This is a genomic window from Peribacillus alkalitolerans, from assembly GCF_010882125.1.
Lineage (GTDB): Bacteria > Bacillota > Bacilli > Bacillales > DSM-1321 > Bacillus_BN > Bacillus_BN alkalitolerans.
On record NZ_JAAGVZ010000002.1, the window covers coordinates 107,983 to 125,770 of the forward strand.

Genomic DNA, 17,788 nt, shown 5'->3' on the forward strand with positions numbered 1-17,788 from the left:
TTCCTAATTGTTATACATTAATAACGACAATTAAATTGAATATTTCTTTATCAAGAGAGGTAGAGGGAAATGGCCCTATGACACCTCAGCAACCTTCAGCTATAAAGTTGAAAAGGTGCTAATTCCATCAAGTTCATTTCGGACTTGGGAGATAAGGAGAACGGCTCTGCTTTTAAAAGTCCTTCTTCTTATGAAGGGCTTTTTTATTTTTCTAAATGATTTTAGGGGGAAAATTAATGTTTGAAATTGAGACAAGACTTGTACAAATTGGGAACAAAAGTGACACCGCAACTGGTACCGTCAACCCACCAGTCTACTTTTCTACGGCTTATAGGCACGAAGGAATTGGTGAATCAACAGGATTTGACTATAGTAGAACTGGAAATCCAACTCGTGGGTTATTAGAAAAAGCCATTGCAAATTTAGAAGGCGGTGATCAAGGCTTCGCATGTAGTTCGGGGATGGCCGCAATTGCTACTCTATTGTGCTTATTCCAATCAGGAGATGAATGGATTGTATCAAAGGATTTATATGGTGGAACTTATCGCTTGTTGGAAGAAGGCTATCGTAAATGGGGATTGACTAGCCAATACGTTAATACAGCAAATACCCAAGAGGTAGAAAATGCTATCACCTCCTCAACAAAGGCAATTTTCTTGGAAACTCCATCTAATCCACTAATGGAGATCACAGATATTCAAGAAATCGCAGCCATTGCTAAGAAACATGATTTACTACTTATAGTAGATAACACTTTCTACACACCTTTACTTCAAAGACCTATTGAATTAGGGGCAGATATTGTCATTCATAGTGCAACTAAATACCTTGGTGGCCATAATGATGTGCTGGCAGGTTTGATTGTGTCTAAAGGGAAGAAGCTTAGCGAACAATTGTTTTATCATCATAATGCATCTGGAGCAGTGCTCAGCCCATTTGATTCATGGCTGTTAATTAGGGGGATGAAAACATTATCGCTTCGAATGGCGAAACATGAGGAAAACGCAAAAAAGGTTGTTTCTTATTTACAAAATCATGAAGCAGTTAGTGATGTCCTATACCCTGGTCGTGGAGGCATGATCTCTTTTAGGTTGAAGAAAGAGGAATGGGTTCCTAAATTATTGAAATCGTTTAGGCTAATTACATTTGCTGAAAGCCTTGGTGGTGTTGAAAGCTTCATTACATATCCAGCCACTCAAACACATGCTGATATCCCTGAGGAAATTCGTATAAGTCGTGGGGTATGTAATCGTCTTCTTCGTTTATCTGTCGGAATCGAAAATGAAACCGATTTAATCAATGATTTAGAATATGCCCTTAAATCAGTACAAGTGGAGGTATTATCATGAACGAAAGTCCCTGTTTTTCATTTCAAACCAATCTATTGCATCATTCAAACAAAACAGAGCCAACAACCGGAGCGGTAAATGTCCCTATTCATTTATCGTCGACTTTTCATCAAAATAAATTAGATCATTTTGGTGAATATGATTATTCTCGTTCAGGTAATCCAACCAGGAAAGCATTAGAAGAACAGATAGCTCTACTTGAAAATGGCTATAGAGGGTTTGCATTTTCTTCAGGTATGGCAGCTATTTCAAGTACATTTTTATTATTTTCCCAATGGGATCATATCATCATTTCTGAAGATGTATATGGCGGCACATACCGAGTGGTAACAGAAGTACTTAATAGACTTGGAATCTATCATACCTTTGTTGATATGACGAATTTAGAAGAAGTTAAAAAAGCGATACGGCCAAACACAAAGGCCTTTTACATCGAAACACCATCAAATCCATTATTAAAGATCATAGACATACAAGCAATTAGTCAGATAGCGAAAGAAAAAAACGCATTAACGATTGTCGATAACACATTTCTTACTCCCCTTCTACAGAAACCGTTAGATCTGGGTGCTGATATTGTTTTGCATAGTGCAACTAAATTTTTATCTGGTCATAGTGATGTATTAGCAGGATTGGCCGTTGTAAAAAATCCAGAACTTGCTGATAGGCTCTATTTTTTACAAAATTCATTTGGTGCAGTATTGGGGGTTCAAGATTGCTGGCTTCTATTAAGAGGGTTAAAGACCTTATATGTAAGATTGAAACAATCCACATCATCTGCAGAAAAACTAGCGTCCTATCTTGAGAGTCACCCATTCATCAGAAAGGTATTTTATCCAGGTCTACCTTCACATCCAGGTTATTATCTACAGAAATCTCAAGCTAATGGTCCAGGTGCAGTCCTTTCCTTTGAACTTTATAATGAAGAACAAATAGGAGACTTTATTGAACACTTGAAAATCCCTGTTTTTGCTGTTAGCTTAGGTGCGGTTGAATCTATTCTTTCTTATCCCGCCAAGATGTCACACGCCTCTATGTGTGAGGAAGAACGAAATAAACGTGGTATTTCTAACAAGTTATTGAGATTATCTGTGGGCATTGAGAATGTCGATGATTTGATTAAAGACTTCGAGTATGCGTTTAATCAATGTGCGGTTTATTCTTAGAGCAAAAGGAACACCGTTCAAAAATTTGAACGGTGTTTATTATCTCACTATGAAATGGTCATTTGTTTGAGTGCTAGTTTAGCATTTTCCCTGGCTTTTTCTGTAGTATCTGATGTCGACAATGTAACTGCCATTCTCCGTCCAAGTTTAGTGACAGGCTTCCCAAAAATACGGACTTGAGTATTTTCAAAAGCTAAAGCTTTCTCCACGCCACTAATTGTGTAATCATTTAATTCGTCAACTGTTTTAAGTGGGCGACTTGCTCCTGGGGTTAGAAGATTGATTTCAGTAATCGGAAAACCTAAAATGGCGCGAACATGTAAAGCGAACTCAGATAAGTTTTGTGTGACCAAAGTAACCAACCCAGTATCATGAGGACGTGGCGATACTTCACTGAAGTAGACTTTATCCTTAGAAAGGAATAACTCGACACCAAATATGCCATAACCACCTAGCTCATCAGTTATCGTCTTTGCGATTCTTTCAGCTTCATGAGTTTGAGTTTCGCTCATCCTATGTGGTTGCCAAGATTCAATATAATCGCCATCCTTTTGAATATGTCCAATTGGTGCACAGAACTTTGTCCCATTTACTGCACGAACTGTAAGAAGAGTGATTTCTGAGTCAAATTGAATGAATTCCTCTATTATGACTCTCCCGTTTTGAACCCTTCCTCCCTCCATTGCAATATTCCAGCATCTTCCCAATTCTTCTTCTGAACGACATACGCTCTGACCTTTACCTGAAGAACTCATAAGAGGCTTGATCACACATGGGAAGCCGATTTCTTTAGCAGCAAGAGTAAAGTCTTCAAATGTTTCAGCAAAACGATATTTAGCTGTAGGTAGCCCTAGTTCTTCAGACGCTAATCTTCGAATCCCCTCACGATCCATCGTTAACTTAGCCGCACGTGCATTAGGGATAACTCGATATCCTTCAGCTTCCAACAATATAAGCTCTGAAGTGGCTATTGCCTCAATTTCAGGAACAATCAAATCCGGTTGTTCTTTTTCAATGATTTCTCTAATTTGATTAGGATCAAGCATATCAATGACATAACTGCGTTGTGCTACCTGCATGGCTGGTGCATGTTCATATCGATCCACAGCAACTGTCTCAACACCAAGACGTGCAGCTTCTAAAAGCACTTCTTTTCCTAATTCACCTGAACCAAGTAATAAGATTTTTTTTGAGAGATACATAGGGTCCTCCTCAGTGGTTTTTTACCATTATAAACGAATTATAGATAAATAAAAACTATAATTAATCGTCTTTACAGATATAAACGTGATTTCATATATTTATTATCGGAAATTTACACTTTAAAAACGAACAATTGTGATTGTCGGATTTTTTAGGGATACACCAGATATTCCATACTAATGTTTGAATGAGAATACATAATTGGGACAAAAACTAAGAGATGGGTATTAATAATTTACTTTTTTTATAAAAATTTCCTTTACCCATTAGACTAAGACCCTTAATAGAAAGAAGGTTGAATTTATGGCATACAAAGTTAAAGATATAATGATTTCGGAAGCGGAAATTAAGGAAAGAGTGAAGAAAATTGCAGAGGAAATTGTGACCTCTTTTAATAATGAAGAAATTGTGATGATTATTGTTCTAAAAGGATCGTTTGTATTTGCAGCTGACTTAATCCGTGAGATGCAAGGCGATATTAAAGTTGATTTTATCTCAGTTTCGAGTTATAACGACCAAACTGAAACTTCTGGTAAAGTAAAACTATTAAAGGATCTGGATGCTAATATTACGAATCAGAATGTAGTAGTTATTGAAGATATTATTGACAGTGGACTAACCTTACATTTTTTGCGAGACCATTTACAGATGCATAAACCTAAGCAAATCAAAATTTGTACTCTTTTAGACAAGCCCGAAAGAAGAAAAGTTGACTTAATGGTCGATTTTGTTGGCTTTGTTATTCCTGACGAATTCATTGTTGGATATGGCATTGATTATGCACAAAAATACAGAAATCTGCCTTATATCGCTACGGTGGAAGAATATTAGGCTATGAAATAAAGGGAAGGATACTTTTTGAATAAGAAATGTATCCTTCCCTTAAATTGTGATACCAATAATATATTTTAGTTTTATTCCTTTACAATAAACATATTATTTATCATACATGTATTTCCAAAAGGAATGATGAAGGATGATTTTCATAAATGGTAAAGAAACCGATGTAAGTCAGATCTCCCTTGAAAGATTCCCGCCGGAAGCCTACGATATCCTTCATTTGATGGCAAAAAATAACAAGAGATATGAATTTCAATATTTGTGGGAGCTAGAATGGGACTTAGCAATTAGGCTCCATACCGTACTTGAAGCTACAAATTTATATAAAAGTGCAGCTAAATTTGCAAGCTTCAGCACATCAAAATGTAATGAAAAATATTGGAGGCTTACAGAAAAAGGGGCATTTGAACTAAAAAAAGGTGTTACACCGCAGACCGGAATCGAAGATATTTTTATAAACAGTGATAAATATGCTTTTGAATGTGCAACAGCTGTCGTAATCGTTCTATATAAGGCAGTCCTAGATACAATAGATACGAACACCTTCAATCGTAACTTTGCCAACCTCGTATTATATGATTGGCAGTATGATCCAGACTTAGTTTTAAAAGATAGCGTTGGGACTGATTATTTGCCTGGGGATATTTTATATTTTAAAAACCCCGATTATAATCCCGAAACACCAGAGTGGAAAGGTGAAAATTCAATATTATTAGAGGAAGGTCTTTTCTATGGGCATGGGATAGGTATAAAAACGGAAGAGGGTATGATTAGGGTATTAAATAGGAAAAGAAAAAAAGATGCAAAAATATCAGCCTATCTTACAGAAAATATTATACGAGTAGATGCATATAATATTAGTCAATTAAGAAACGTAAATCTTTATCCGATTACGAAAAGAAAATATAATATTTTTGCAGATATCATTATTTCCAAAGTCGGTTCAAAAATATATCTTTTATAACATAAAAAGAAGCATGAGAAATGCTCCTTTCAGACTGAAGACAAACTCGAAGGATTTCGGGTTTGCCTTCAGTCTTCTTTCTTTTAGAATGAAAGAAGTTGATTGTACATAATTTTGAGGTGATATGCGATGATGACGAAAAATCAAATCAATGAACGTGAACAATAAGAAATGCTGGCTATTGAACAACTTGTTCCACAAGACTACTTAGTCCGAAAACTCGATGCAGCTATTGATTTTACCTTCATCTATCCGTTAGTCCAACGTGTATTCGTTCCACGCAGCGACAGATGAAAAGCGATTTGTAGTGTGAAGGATTGTGACACCAGGAAATATACACTATAGTCATATCCTGAAGCCATTAGTCGAACAGATTATAGAAAAGGTTCAAAAACCTATTGCATTGGCGGCGGATGCTTCTTATAAAACACCAGCGATTACGAATTTTCTTTTGGAACATCACATGTTACTCGTTCTTCCAAATATATGCAAAGCGTAAGGAAACGATTGAACGGGTCTTTACGGATGCGTAGGAAAAGCATGGTATGCGTTGGACAACCCTAAGAGGATTGAAAATATTGTCCATGCAGGCGATGCTTACGTTTACATCCAAAAATTTAAAGAAACTGGCAACTTGGACATGGAAAGTTGCTTGAGGATGATTTATAAAGCTTAATGAACAGGTTTTTAAGTTGATTTTTTTTGGACACTGGTTGATTGGAGCGGAAGGCGCTTGACTCCTGGGGGATTAGCGTTACAGGCGAGACCCCGCAGGAGCGGTAGCGACGAGGAGGCTCGGCGAACGCCCCTGGAAAGCAAGCGCCTGGAGCGGAAATCAACCTTTTCGCCTACCATACATATCAAAAATGACAAAAGGTATCGAGAGAGCGTACTCTCGATACCTTTTGTCGACAATCTGAAAGGAGCATGAGAAATGCTCCTTTTTATGTAAATTTGTACTTTAGTCTCCGACAAAGAAAATACATTGAAATAAACAAACAAAAAACTCTGGTTCTTGAATAGGGCATTCCCTTTCAATTTCTAAATATGTCTTGAACAATTCAGTTGATTTCATTTTCCATCTTGCAACTTCTTTACCTTGATGATAAAATCTCGCCCAATCCATGAGTTCCTTTTTTACGATAAATTCACTCGAATTATTTGTAATCCGAAATTCAGGTGCAACTTTTTGCCATGATTTATAACTTACTTTATAATCCTCATTTGTCTTACAATTGATTACTATATAGCTTGGCTTCCCAAACCACGGCGATAATTTTTTACACTGATAAACTATATCTCTATCATTTGTATATACATCAATCTGAGTAGACCAATCAATGTCAAATATGTAATTCCCAATCTTTGTCATAAAGTTTTTGTACGTTCTTTTGAAATTACATACTACATTACCTTGATCATCAATTACATCAATCATCTTAATCGAAGGCTTTAACATTGGAGGTGCGTAGGTGTATTTCTGCATATAGGTCTCCTATTACTCGTTCTTTGTTTAGAAACATAATATATTATACAGGAAAATCTACTAAATAGGGTCAATTTTCCAAATAAGACAAAAAAAGCATGGCAATCTGTTACAAGATGTCATGCTGCTTTTTATGTTCGAAAAGTGAACATGGAAACCTATTTTTGAATTAAAACATACTTAATGAATATTTTGATGACAGCATCTCCAAGAGCTTCAACCCTGCAACGCTATTCCCTCTTTCATCAAGGGCAGGACCGAGAATCCCTAAGCCATATCGATGGGGAATCGCACCCATGATTCCTCCTGACACTCCACTTTTCGCTGGTATACCTACTCTTATTGCAAACTCACCTGATGCATTGTACATTCCGCAGGTCACCATGAAGGTTTTGCATATTCGAGCCACTTCCTCTGGTATGATCCGTCTATTTGTCACAGGGTCTATGCCATTCATGGCGAATACTATGCCAATCCTGGCTAAATCAAAGCAATCTACTTCAATGGCACATATTTTTGTATACAAATCCATTAAATCCTCAACCTTTTCATCTATAACTCCATGCTGTTTCATATAATAGCAAAGTGAACGGTTAAGAAACGACGTTTCAAATTCCGATTTTGCGACTTCTTCGGAATAAGTGACCTTTGAATTTCCACTTAGTTCTCTAACGAATGAAAGTATCTTATTAAATCGGTCCAGGACTGTATTTCCATATATCATATGTGCAACTGCGAGCGCTCCTGCGTTGATCATTGGGTTCAAAGGTTTGGAAGGATTGTTAATTTCAAGCTTAATGATTGAATTGAAAGGATCACCAGTCGGTTCATAGCCAACCTTGCTAAAAACATAATCTTCGCCACAGTCAATTAGAGCATATGCAAGGGTAAGGACTTTTGAGATACTTTGCAGTGTCATCTTATCACTAGTATCTCCTGCTGAAACACATTCTCCATCTGGATGGTAAATGGCAATCGACAAGTCATCTCTATTGGCATTCAGTAAAGCCGGAATATAATCTGCTAATTTCCCCTGTTTCGTGAATTTTTTTGCATTCAAAACTAATTCGTTTAATTCCTCTTGTGAGAGTATACTCATCTGGAAACACCAACTTTACCACAATTCATTTTTGTTATTTTAACCAAGTAACCTAACTTTACTTTATAAAATTGAAAATCAGCCCCAATTTATTTGAGGCTGATTTTTTTGAACTACTTCGTAATGGAAATGATATGTTCTTCTTTTAACTCCACATTGCCAGTTTTATTGATGACCACCGATTCCTCTGGTTTAAGGTTAGTGAATACAATTGGCGTCATGATCGAAGGTGCATGATGTTTAAGATAATGTAAATCCACATTTAACAACATCTGACCAACCTCTACCCGATCATTTTCCTTTACTAGAGACTCGAAGCCTTCCCCTTTTAGTTTTACTGTATCTATTCCAACATGGATTAATATCTCTCGACCAGAATCAGACAGTATTCCTATGGCATGCTTTGTTGGAAACAGATTGATGATTTGTCCATCGACTGGAGACACGATCGTTCCTTCAGAAGGCACAATCGCAAATCCATCTCCCATCATTTTTTCAGAAAAGACGGCATCAGGAACTTCAGTAATGGATTTAATCTCACCTTTTATAGGTGAATAGAAACGTTCCTCTTTATGTTCGGTCTGAAGGGCTTTTGGATTTACTTCTTCTATTTGTTGTTCAACTCCACCTTTTGTTGGCTTTTCTACAACGCGAGGTTTTTTACCGCCCATAATATCCTTCATTTGACCTTTAATGGTTTCAGATCTAGGTCCAAATATAGCTTGAATGTTATTACCTACTTCAAGCACTCCAGCAGCACCAAGCTTTTTCAATTGATCCTTATTGACTTCGTTAACATCATTGACAGAGACACGAAGTCTCGTGATACATGCATCCAGGTGAGTGATGTTTTTTTCCCCACCCATTGCTTGAAGAATTTCGTATGGTAAGTTTCCACCTTTATGGTTTTTGCCTACCTCCTCTTCCTCTGTAGCATCTTCACGTCCTGGTGTTTTTAAATTAAACGTGCGAATCGCAAAACGGAAACCAAAATAATAGATGATTGCAAATACTGCCCCTACCGGAATCACGATCCAAGCATTTGTTTGAGGGTTGATTAATCCAAAAAGGATATAGTCAATCAACCCACCTGAGAATGTCATGCCAATTTTAACATCTAATAAATGCATGATCATAAAGGATAAACCAGCGAATATAGCATGAATACCAAATAATACAGGAGCTACGAACAGGAAGGAAAACTCTAGTGGTTCTGTAATACCTGTCAAGAAAGATGTTAATGCAGCTGAGCCCATAAGACCCCCGACTAATACTTTCTTTTCAGGGCGTGCTTCATGATAAATCGCCAAAGCTGCTGCAGGCAATCCGAACATCATGAACGGGAACTTCCCTGTCATAAAGGTACCTGCCGTTAAGTTTTGAACATTATCTGCTATTTCTGCCATGAAAATCCGTTGATCCCCACGGACTGTTTCACCAGCATTCGTCACATATTCTCCAAATTCGAACCAGAATGGTGAATAAAAAATATGATGTAATCCGAACGGGATTAAAGATCTTTCAATTAATCCAAAAATAAATGCTGAAAGTGTCAAGTTTGCATGTACCATGTTTTGTGAAAAGGCATTTAATCCAGTTTGAATGGGTGGCCAGATTACAAGCATGAGTAAACCAAGTAGGAGGGAAATAGCTGCCGTTATGATCGGGACGAAGCGTTTTCCGGCAAAGAAGCCTAAATAGGATGGCAATTCGATTTCATAGAATCTGTTAAACAGCATTGCGGCTATAATCCCCACTATAATTCCACCAAATACACCAGTTTGAAGAGTTGGAATTCCTAATACATTTGCATAATTAAGGCCATTGACATCTTCTGCAGTTATTCCTGCTGCTGTCCCCATTGTCACGTTCATGATCAAATATCCAATGATGGCAGCCAATCCAGCTACGCCATCACCACCAGCAAGCCCTACCGCTACCCCAACTGCAAAAAGGACTGGTAAATTACTAAATACAATGTCGCCAGCTTTTTGCATGATAGATGCAACCATTGCTACCCCACTGTTATCAAGAAAAGGCGCTAACTCTAATAAAGCAGGGTTCTTAAGCGCTGCACCGAGCGCTAGAAGGATTCCTGCTGCTGGTAGAAGTGCAACTGGTAGCATTAACGCCTTCCCGACTTTTTGCAAAACGCCAAAAGCTCTTTTGAACATTTCAGAACCTCCTGTGTTTAAATCAATAAAAAAGAAAAAAGCATAAGAGAAGAGGACTGTTTAAAACATATAGAGATAGATTACCCTATAAATTTTAAATCAATCATGCTCTTCCCTTATGCTTGAATGTCCTGATTATGAAAAGTAATTCAAGCCCATAGCTTCACGGACCTCTTGCATAGTTTCTTTCGCTATTTCACGGGCTCTATCTGTACCCGCCATCAAAATCTCATCGACTTTTTTCGGATTCTTTTGATATTCAACTCTCCTGTCCCTCATTGGCTCCAGTAGTTCATTAATGGCACCTGCAACTTTTTGTTTGCATTCCATACATCCAATTTGCCCTTTTTTACAACTTTCATAGATTTCATCGGATGTTTCTTTTCGAAATGCTTGATGATACGCGTAGATTGGACAAATATCTGGATGCCCAGGGTCATTTTTATGAATTCGGGAGGGATCTGTCTTTGCTTTTCTAATTTTCTCTGATGCTTCATCTTGTGTTGAATCCAATATCAACGCATTCCCCATGCTTTTACTCATCTTGTTGCTTCCATCTAAACCTATTAGCCGTGGCACTTCACCAACTAATGGAGTGGGCTCAACCAATATGGGTTGGTACAGTTGATTGAAGCGACGGACTATTTTTCTTGATTGTTCAATATGGGGAATTTGATCTTCCCCAACTGGTACCAATGTAGCTTTACAAAATGTAATATCTGCAGTTTGACTAATGGGATATCCAAGGAAGCCATAATTCATCTCATTGTTTCCACGTGTCCTTGCTTCAGCTTTAATAGTAGGATTATGGCGTAGAGAATTCACAGTAACAAACATGGAATAATAGGCTGTCAATTCTGCGATTTCTGGAATTAAGGATTGTACAAAAATAGTCGCTTTATTTGGATCAATCCCCGCAGCTAAATAATCCATAGCTACATGACGTAAGTTTTCCTTGATAAGCCCAGGATGTTCAAAATGTGTCGTTAATGCCTGAACATCCGCTAGTAATAGAAATGTTTCGTATTTATGCTGCAACTCCACTCGATTCTTTAAACTCCCAACGTAATGGCCAAGGTGAAGTTTTCCTGTAATTCGATCCCCTGTTAAAATACGGTCCTTCATATGAAATCCTCCTAATAAATCTGATTAGTATTTTGTTTTCAGAGCTCCACCACCAACCTTCTTCCAAGACCATCACCCCCTTAAAGAAATTCGAATTTAAAAAACAAAAAAACCCCGGCCAGAAAAAGGACGAGGTTCTCGTGGTACCACCTTAATTAATCGCAATGCGACTCACTCTTAAGTACGGAAAGGTAGAAGTCCTTTCGATACTCCTCTCTTTGATAACGGAGAGAGAATCCCGGCAACGCCTACTAATTAGGTTCAGCGGAGCGATTCAGAAGCCCATTCCGTATCAGGTGAGGATCGGTTCACAGCAACCACCGACTCTCTGGACCTCACTATCTGATACGTACTTACACTTCATCAACATCGTTTATTCGTTCGAAATAATATTATTCATAGTATATTACCTTAGTAAATAGAAATCACTAAGTTTTTTGAAAAAGATGGGAAATAGTGACATTCCTCAATAAGCATAATAATTTTGATAATACACTATAAAAAAAGAGAGCAATCTTTTCATTGCTCTCAAAGAAATTTTACTCTTCTTCCTCGTCCATTAATTCATCAAATGCAGCTGAAACTTTATCAAATTCTTCATCACTTTCAATCGCAGTAAAATCTCCATCTGAATCTACTTTCAAAAAGAAGATATCAATGTCGTCTTCTGTTTCCTCTTGAAGATCCTCCACAAAGCTGACAGCAACGTATTCCGCTCCTTCAATATCAACAGCTGCCAATACTTCTACTTCATTTTCATTATCATTCTCATCGCTAATTGTAAAAACTTCTCCAACTTCAACCTTTGCCATGTCTCATTCTCCTCTCGGTATAGAATAATTCTACTTTAAATCTTCCCAAACTGATAGAAAGTAATCCAATCTTAACAAAAATTTTACTTAATTACCAATTCAGCCTTTTACGCAAGGAAGTAATATGTGCTATATGATGACGACAATGCCAATCATAAAGGCCAATATTTTGCTCTAAAGTAATTTCTCCAGAATCAGGATGTTGGAAAGTCTTTTTTAATTCGGTAGGACTAATATTACGTAAAACATAAACCCATCTTTTATGTAGGGCTCCTAATAAGTCTAAAGAAATTTCAATAGGTAGTTTAGAATCTGGAAGCTCCGCCCATCGATCTTCAGAATAAGGTTTAATGGTAGGGTTATCTTCTGTAAGAGCTAGTTTGAATCTCACATAGCTATTCATATGACTATCCACTAAATGATGGATGACTTGGCGTATTGTCCATCCCTCTGGCCGATAAGGTGTATCTAACTGATTATCCCCTAAATTTTGAACAGCTTGTCTTAATTTTGTAGGAGTATTATAAATCTCTTCTATCCATGTATCAATTGTTTCCCTCGAAATTTCTTCATTAAAAACATACTTACCAATTGGGTATCTTAAATCCTCCATTTTCATTCCCCTTTATAAAACATTACTTAAATCTATAGATTCTATTTATTTTTGAATCCTCCTTTTTAGGTATCTGGAAAAGCTATGGATGGTGCCTGGCACTTTAATAAAATCAATAATTCTACGAAATCTATGTTCATTAATTAATGAGAAAAGTTAAACCTGGAAAGTATAATAAAAAACCCCTCTATTAGTACCCATGTTGGCCAATAAAGGGGAGTAGTTATGTTATCGGAGTTTTTGCTCCAATTTTGACTGTAATAATTCTATTTTATTTGGAAGAAGTTTTTGCTCCAATTTTGACTGTAATAATTCTATTTTATTTGGAAGAATAAACAAATACTCGATTAAACTCTCTAAAAGCTCCATTAATAAAGCAGCCATTTCTTGATCAATTTCTTTTTCAAGATCAAGCATCTGGTAAAAGATACTTCCAGGCTGGGCTAGTTGACTTAGAAATTGCAAGGGCCTTGCAAAATCATCATGCTTTTGCAATTGTTCAAATTGCTTTGAAGGATTTTGCCCTTTAATTTCTTCACCGAGAAAGTTTTTAAGAATACTTTCAAGGACTCGCTTAGACATGACTACAGTGGCAACAGAGTCTTTGAATTCGCTTACGTTTAAAGCCGATCGGTAAGCCATTGTTAAATCAGCCGGAATATCTTTGATATTCTCTAGATGAGTCAAAAGTTCTTTGGCTGAGTTGGGGTCATATATATAAAGTACATTTTCTTCGTTGACTTGCTCCATTTGGTTAAGAATCATGATAAAGACTGACTCTTCTTTGCAGGACGAACAAACTCCATGTGAAAGAATGCTGGATTTACATGTTTGATTATAATTAACTTTTATAGTAAAAAGGCTTGTTCTACTACATTTTGGACATTTACATTGCACACTTGCAGGTAATTTCTTATACCCGAATTGACTATGAGAAACAATCTGTGCAGGCAACACCCTTCTCATAAAATCCCCTCACTATATCTAAAATCTCAATTCTAATATATTTTAGTATAACATTGAAAATCTGGAGCAAAAGCCTGTAAAATTTGGAATTTGCAATTTAGTTGCATTGAGTATTGGATAATCAATGAGGTGTAACTTGAAGTTAAGGATATATACACTTTGTTCGGACGAAATGTGATGGATAAATAAAAATACTAGCGAATAACCCTCTCTATCTGTGGATAGATTCAATAAAAAATGGATATATCTCCGTTTCTCCAAAAAAGTGTAGGAAAAATTTTAAAAAGTTGGATAAAGAAACCAAAAAGTGTAGGATATCTAGCATTGAGTGTTGAATAAACGGACTCGAGTGCTTGATAAATGTAGGTTCTAACTTGGAGTCAGCGACTTAACCAATTTCTAATGCAAGAAGGCACTAATTAAATTAGGTCCACCCTATACAAAAAACCCCATATCATAACAAGATATGAGGTGCAAACTAATCCTATAATAATTTCTCCATATAATAACGATCTTCCCCATTCCCGAATTCAGAGTATCTCGTTTCTTTAATCTCAAATCCTTCTCTTTCATACAACTTTACTGCTGGAATGTTTTTCACACTTACAGTCAAGCAGACCAATGAGAAACCATCGTTCTTTAAGATGGTGTAAACTTCTCGTAAGAATTTCTTGCCGATGCCTTTCCCTTTATGATCCGATCTAACATAATACCCGAATATATAGGCTTTATCAGGATTATTATAATCTCTCATGCACTCACAAACTGCGACTGGCCTGTCATCGTCTTGTTGCCGATAAAGGATAAGTTTACCGTATCTTGCAATAGGTACAAGTGTTTGCTCATCGACGGCACCTGTTCCAGGGAAAGCATCCCTTTCAAGCTCGATCATCAATTTTTGCTCCTCGGGAGTTAATTTTTTAGGGACTTCGATATAGAAAGGTTTATCAATGACAGTCATCTTAATCCTCCTCATTCTATGAAATACGTAATATCTTTTAATGGCCAGATCTCATCTGGGATATTCTTATAAGGAAAATTCATTAATTCATTCGATGCAACTCCAGGAGCATCTACATAAATGACTTTACTGATTAGAGGGTCAAAGGCTGCTCGGAAATGATTTTTTACCTTCATACCAAGGATACGATAGGAGGTTGGTTCGATGCCGATATGGCGGAACATTTCAGGATCATTTGCTGACATGGGCCGTCCGATCAACAAAATGTCGACTTCCCCTATTTTAATATAGGCAGCACCTTTAACATCGACACGTAAATGCTGATTGAATGGACCACTATTGAAAAATATTCCGTCTGATAGGGAAATGACCTTTGCATGCACTTCGACAGGAGTTCCGAATTCAGGGGAAGTCTTTCCTCCCAACTTTAATTCAACCGTCCCACCTACCCCAGCCCTCCTACATTTTTCTATGGATTCGGGGTCCGTCAAACCTCCAAACAAACTCCTAGGGTGATTAATTCTAATAAACTCCCTTAATAACGCGGTCGTATCACCACTCCCACAGCTTAAAGGATTATCAGAAATATCTGCCAAGACAATCGGTTTTTCTTCATTCATTGATAAGGCTAGTTTCATACCTTCACTCACTGTCGGAAGTTTCATAATAAAGTCCTGTCTTAAATCCCAATACTTCTTTGCCAGTTCCTTTGCTGCTTTTTTAGCACTCACTTTATTTTCCGCAATGACAAGGACACTTGCCCCAACCATTGGAATATCAGAATAAGGAAATCCCCCAAAGACCGATGCATTTTTGATAAAATCATTGCCCTCCATAGTGATTGCTAGGTCAACCATTACCTGCATGGGCCCCTCTTCCGTCCTCATATTGATTGAAGGTGGCATCATTGGAAGCTTGATGAAGGCAGCTTCATAGCGTTTTCCTTCCAGTAAATGCTCCAGCATGATTTTTGCTGCATTCACTCCTTGATCATACATGTCGACGTGAGGATATGTTTTATAGCCGAAATGATAGGGAGTATGTTTGATCATTTCTGAGCTGAGATTTGCATGCATATCTAAAGTGGTCGCGATTGGAATTTCGTTTCCTAGCAAACTTCTAATTTCGTGTAACAGTTTCTCTTCAGGGTCAAAAATATCTTCGACTACCATTGCACCATGTAGGGCAAGGAGCAAACCGTCAAGCTGGCCTGCCTTCTGAATTTCAAACAACATTTCCTTTTCAATTTGAAGATATGCTTCATTCGTTACAGTACCTGAAGGCGTGGCAGCTGCACATAATAAAGGGACAATTTCCACCTCGTCAACTCTCTTCAATACATCCAAAAAGCCACCGACTTCAGTTTTAGTGTCAGTATACGCAGTAAATATTTCGACCGATTTGAAATATCCCTCATTATAAAATGCCTGGATATCGGTTTTTAAAGGGGCAAAACTATGGGATTCATGATAAAAAAATGCAATCCCAATTCTATATTTCTTCATATGGCCACTCCTTCTGTTAAGAAAAAAGTAGGTGTCCATTCTGGGGCACCATCGTCGCCCTTAAGCAGATAATAAATTAATAGGTGGTGTAAACCGACTTCCATTCGGTCATGACATCAAATGCATGATGGGAAACTTCACGATGGCCGTTACCGGAATGCTTCGTTCCTCCAAACGCAACACCCAACTCTGCATTTGATGTCCCATTATTTATATAAACTAGGCCACTTTCAATCTCTTTAGCTCCACGATTTGCAAAGTGGAGACTGCTAGTAAACAAGGATGTGGATAATCCATATACCGTATCGTTATTAACCTCGATGGCTTCTTCAAAACTATTAACCTCAATAAATGCTAAAACTGGTCCGAAAATTTCTTCCTGTGCAACACGATCACTGTTTTTTACATTGCTTAAAACAGTAGGTTCGTAAAAAAATCCTTGTTCACTTGGAATTCTCTTTCCGCCACATTCAACTACGGCGCCTTCTTGAATTGCCAAAGAAACATATTGCTCCACTGTTTCTAGTTGATTCCTATTGGTAAGTGGTCCTATATCCACTCCTGCCTCAAGTCCATTTCCTGCTTTTAGTTTTTTAGTTAGTGAAACGACCTTTTTAAGTAGCTTTTTCTTCACATTAGATTCCACTATGACTCGACTGGCAGCAGTACACCTTTGTCCTGTCGTCGTAAATGCTGCTTTAACGATTGCTTCAGCTGCTAAGTCCAAATCCGCATCCTTCAAGACAATGGCAGCATTTTTCCCACCAAGCTCTAATGAAACTCTTTTCAAGGTTTTTGCAGCTGTTTCTGATAACTTAATTCCTACTTCTGTAGAGCCTGTAAAAGAAATGACCTTAACATCTTTATGCTCAGCAAGTTGAACGCCAACTTTACTACCTGCACCAGTCACTAGATTTAATACGCCCTTGGGCAGGCCAACTTCATGAAATACTTCTGTAAAAATTTGAGCTGATAATGCGACCTCAGAAGCTGGCTTCCATACTACTGTATTCCCACTGATTAATGCCGCTAATATTTTATAACCAGCCAAAGCCACTGGAAAATTCCATGGAGTGATACATGCTACCACACCAACTGGTTCACGGACCATCATGATATGACGATTGCCAGCACCTGACGAAACTGTTTCTCCAAAAAGCCTACGTCCTTCCCCTGCCATGTACTTGCATGTTTCTACCACTACTCCGACTTCCCCAAGAGACTCCGCTAAAACTTTACCCATTTCCTTTGTCATCGTATTGGCTAAAGACTCTTTTCTCTCTTCAAAAAGCTGTGCGGCTTTCCAAAGAAATTGGGCCCGTTCTGGAAGTGGGGTGTTTTTCCACCATCTAAATGCAAATTTCGCACTTTCTACGGCTTTGTCAACTTGTGAAGGGGTGGCAAAGGCACAATATCCTTCAACTTGACCCGTTGCAGGATTCGCGCTCTCGAAGTATTCCTGGTTTACATCTTGTACCCAAGATCCGTTAATATATAGTCCTTTTTTAGTAGCTTGATGAATCAA

At 37.6% G+C, this 17,788-nt stretch carries 16 protein-coding genes, 1 pseudogene, 1 riboswitch and 1 other annotated feature; of the genes and pseudogenes, 6 read left to right on the top strand and 11 right to left on the bottom strand.

Annotated elements, in window-relative coordinates; all coding sequences use genetic code 11:
• Positions 1-44: 44 nt before the first annotated feature.
• Positions 45-158, top strand: a riboswitch (SAM riboswitch).
• A 78-nt stretch (positions 159-236) separates the two neighbouring features.
• The gene (locus G3O09_RS02975; RefSeq protein ID WP_163099947.1) at positions 237-1,349 is read left to right on the top strand and encodes a methionine biosynthesis PLP-dependent protein; all 1,113 of its coding nucleotides are present in this window, start codon (positions 237-239) and stop codon (positions 1,347-1,349) included.
• Positions 1,346-2,515 (top strand): cystathionine beta-lyase, encoded by a 1,170-nt coding sequence (gene metC / locus G3O09_RS02980; protein ID WP_163099949.1) that lies wholly within the window; start codon positions 1,346-1,348, stop codon positions 2,513-2,515. The genes G3O09_RS02975 and metC overlap by 4 nt, the downstream gene beginning before the upstream one ends.
• A 47-nt stretch (positions 2,516-2,562) precedes the next feature.
• Here the strand turns inward: metC and purT are convergent, their stop codons facing one another.
• The gene (gene purT, locus G3O09_RS02985) at positions 2,563-3,717 is read right to left on the bottom strand and encodes a phosphoribosylglycinamide formyltransferase 2 (RefSeq protein ID WP_163099951.1); all 1,155 of its coding nucleotides are present in this window, start codon (positions 3,715-3,717) and stop codon (positions 2,563-2,565) included.
• A 304-nt stretch (positions 3,718-4,021) separates the two neighbouring features.
• On the opposite strand from purT, the gene hpt reads away from it, so the two are divergent.
• The 4 genes and pseudogenes from hpt to G3O09_RS22940 all read left to right on the top strand — a co-directional run.
• Complete coding sequence (gene hpt / locus G3O09_RS02990) at positions 4,022-4,549, top strand: hypoxanthine phosphoribosyltransferase (protein WP_163099953.1); 528 nt, start codon at positions 4,022-4,024, stop codon at positions 4,547-4,549.
• Between the two features lie 145 nt (positions 4,550-4,694).
• Positions 4,695-5,522 (top strand): protein-glutamine gamma-glutamyltransferase, encoded by an 828-nt coding sequence (locus G3O09_RS02995; protein WP_163099955.1) that lies wholly within the window; start codon positions 4,695-4,697, stop codon positions 5,520-5,522.
• 171 nt (positions 5,523-5,693) lie between these two features.
• The gene (locus G3O09_RS22935) at positions 5,694-5,816 is read left to right on the top strand and encodes a hypothetical protein (RefSeq protein WP_420850320.1); all 123 of its coding nucleotides are present in this window, start codon (positions 5,694-5,696) and stop codon (positions 5,814-5,816) included.
• A 188-nt stretch (positions 5,817-6,004) separates the two neighbouring features.
• Positions 6,005-6,178: pseudogene (locus tag G3O09_RS22940) on the top strand (transposase); the annotation flags it as partial.
• A gap of 305 nt (positions 6,179-6,483) precedes the next feature.
• Here G3O09_RS22940 and G3O09_RS03005 read toward each other — a convergent pair.
• From G3O09_RS03005 to G3O09_RS03050, 10 genes are all read right to left on the bottom strand, one after another.
• Positions 6,484-7,008, bottom strand: a complete 525-nt coding sequence (locus G3O09_RS03005; RefSeq protein WP_163099957.1) for a tubby C-terminal domain-like protein — start codon at positions 7,006-7,008, stop codon at positions 6,484-6,486.
• Positions 7,009-7,177: 169 nt separating this feature from the next.
• A complete protein-coding gene (glsA, locus tag G3O09_RS03010; RefSeq protein WP_205439593.1) occupies positions 7,178-8,107 on the bottom strand; it encodes a glutaminase A in 930 nt (309 codons plus the stop codon).
• A gap of 113 nt (positions 8,108-8,220) precedes the next feature.
• Entirely contained in the window at positions 8,221-10,281 is a 2,061-nt protein-coding gene (gene ptsG, locus G3O09_RS03015; RefSeq protein WP_163099959.1) for a glucose-specific PTS transporter subunit IIBC, read from the bottom strand.
• Between the two features lie 135 nt (positions 10,282-10,416).
• Complete coding sequence (gene trpS / locus G3O09_RS03020) at positions 10,417-11,406, bottom strand: tryptophan--tRNA ligase (RefSeq protein WP_163099961.1); 990 nt, start codon at positions 11,404-11,406, stop codon at positions 10,417-10,419.
• 122 nt (positions 11,407-11,528) lie between these two features.
• Positions 11,529-11,782 (bottom strand) — a binding site (T-box leader).
• A 163-nt stretch (positions 11,783-11,945) separates the two neighbouring features.
• Positions 11,946-12,218: a DUF1292 domain-containing protein gene (locus G3O09_RS03025; RefSeq protein WP_163099963.1), complete on the bottom strand. Its 273-nt coding sequence runs from the start codon at positions 12,216-12,218 to the stop codon at positions 11,946-11,948.
• 91 nt (positions 12,219-12,309) lie between these two features.
• Positions 12,310-12,831 carry a YfiT family bacillithiol transferase gene (locus tag G3O09_RS03030; RefSeq protein ID WP_163099969.1) on the bottom strand — a complete coding sequence of 174 codons (522 nt, stop codon included), beginning with the start codon at positions 12,829-12,831 and terminating at the stop codon, positions 12,310-12,312.
• Positions 12,832-13,059: 228 nt separating this feature from the next.
• A complete protein-coding gene (locus G3O09_RS03035) occupies positions 13,060-13,596 on the bottom strand; it encodes a hypothetical protein (RefSeq protein ID WP_240338316.1) in 537 nt (178 codons plus the stop codon).
• Between the two features lie 685 nt (positions 13,597-14,281).
• A complete protein-coding gene (locus G3O09_RS03040) occupies positions 14,282-14,758 on the bottom strand; it encodes a GNAT family N-acetyltransferase (RefSeq protein WP_163099973.1) in 477 nt (158 codons plus the stop codon).
• Between the two features lie 11 nt (positions 14,759-14,769).
• Positions 14,770-16,263: a M81 family metallopeptidase gene (locus tag G3O09_RS03045; RefSeq protein WP_163099975.1), complete on the bottom strand. Its 1,494-nt coding sequence runs from the start codon at positions 16,261-16,263 to the stop codon at positions 14,770-14,772.
• A gap of 76 nt (positions 16,264-16,339) precedes the next feature.
• A complete protein-coding gene (locus G3O09_RS03050; protein ID WP_163099977.1) occupies positions 16,340-17,788 on the bottom strand; it encodes an aldehyde dehydrogenase family protein in 1,449 nt (482 codons plus the stop codon).

Coding starts and splice junctions, on each gene's coding strand:
- G3O09_RS02975 (WP_163099947.1), top strand. CDS start 237: ATGTTTGAAATTGAGACAAGACTTGTACAAATTGGGAACAAAAGTGAC.
- metC (WP_163099949.1), top strand. CDS start 1,346: ATGAACGAAAGTCCCTGTTTTTCATTTCAAACCAATCTATTGCATCAT.
- purT (WP_163099951.1), bottom strand. CDS start 3,717: ATGTATCTCTCAAAAAAAATCTTATTACTTGGTTCAGGTGAATTAGGA.
- hpt (WP_163099953.1), top strand. CDS start 4,022: ATGGCATACAAAGTTAAAGATATAATGATTTCGGAAGCGGAAATTAAG.
- G3O09_RS02995 (WP_163099955.1), top strand. CDS start 4,695: ATGATTTTCATAAATGGTAAAGAAACCGATGTAAGTCAGATCTCCCTT.
- G3O09_RS22935 (WP_420850320.1), top strand. CDS start 5,694: ATGCTGGCTATTGAACAACTTGTTCCACAAGACTACTTAGTCCGAAAA.
- G3O09_RS03005 (WP_163099957.1), bottom strand. CDS start 7,008: ATGCAGAAATACACCTACGCACCTCCAATGTTAAAGCCTTCGATTAAG.
- glsA (WP_205439593.1), bottom strand. CDS start 8,107: ATGAGTATACTCTCACAAGAGGAATTAAACGAATTAGTTTTGAATGCA.
- ptsG (WP_163099959.1), bottom strand. CDS start 10,281: ATGTTCAAAAGAGCTTTTGGCGTTTTGCAAAAAGTCGGGAAGGCGTTA.
- trpS (WP_163099961.1), bottom strand. CDS start 11,406: ATGAAGGACCGTATTTTAACAGGGGATCGAATTACAGGAAAACTTCAC.
- G3O09_RS03025 (WP_163099963.1), bottom strand. CDS start 12,218: ATGGCAAAGGTTGAAGTTGGAGAAGTTTTTACAATTAGCGATGAGAAT.
- G3O09_RS03030 (WP_163099969.1), bottom strand. CDS start 12,831: ATGGAGGATTTAAGATACCCAATTGGTAAGTATGTTTTTAATGAAGAA.
- G3O09_RS03035 (WP_240338316.1), bottom strand. CDS start 13,596: ATGATTCTTAACCAAATGGAGCAAGTCAACGAAGAAAATGTACTTTAT.
- G3O09_RS03040 (WP_163099973.1), bottom strand. CDS start 14,758: ATGACTGTCATTGATAAACCTTTCTATATCGAAGTCCCTAAAAAATTA.
- G3O09_RS03045 (WP_163099975.1), bottom strand. CDS start 16,263: ATGAAGAAATATAGAATTGGGATTGCATTTTTTTATCATGAATCCCAT.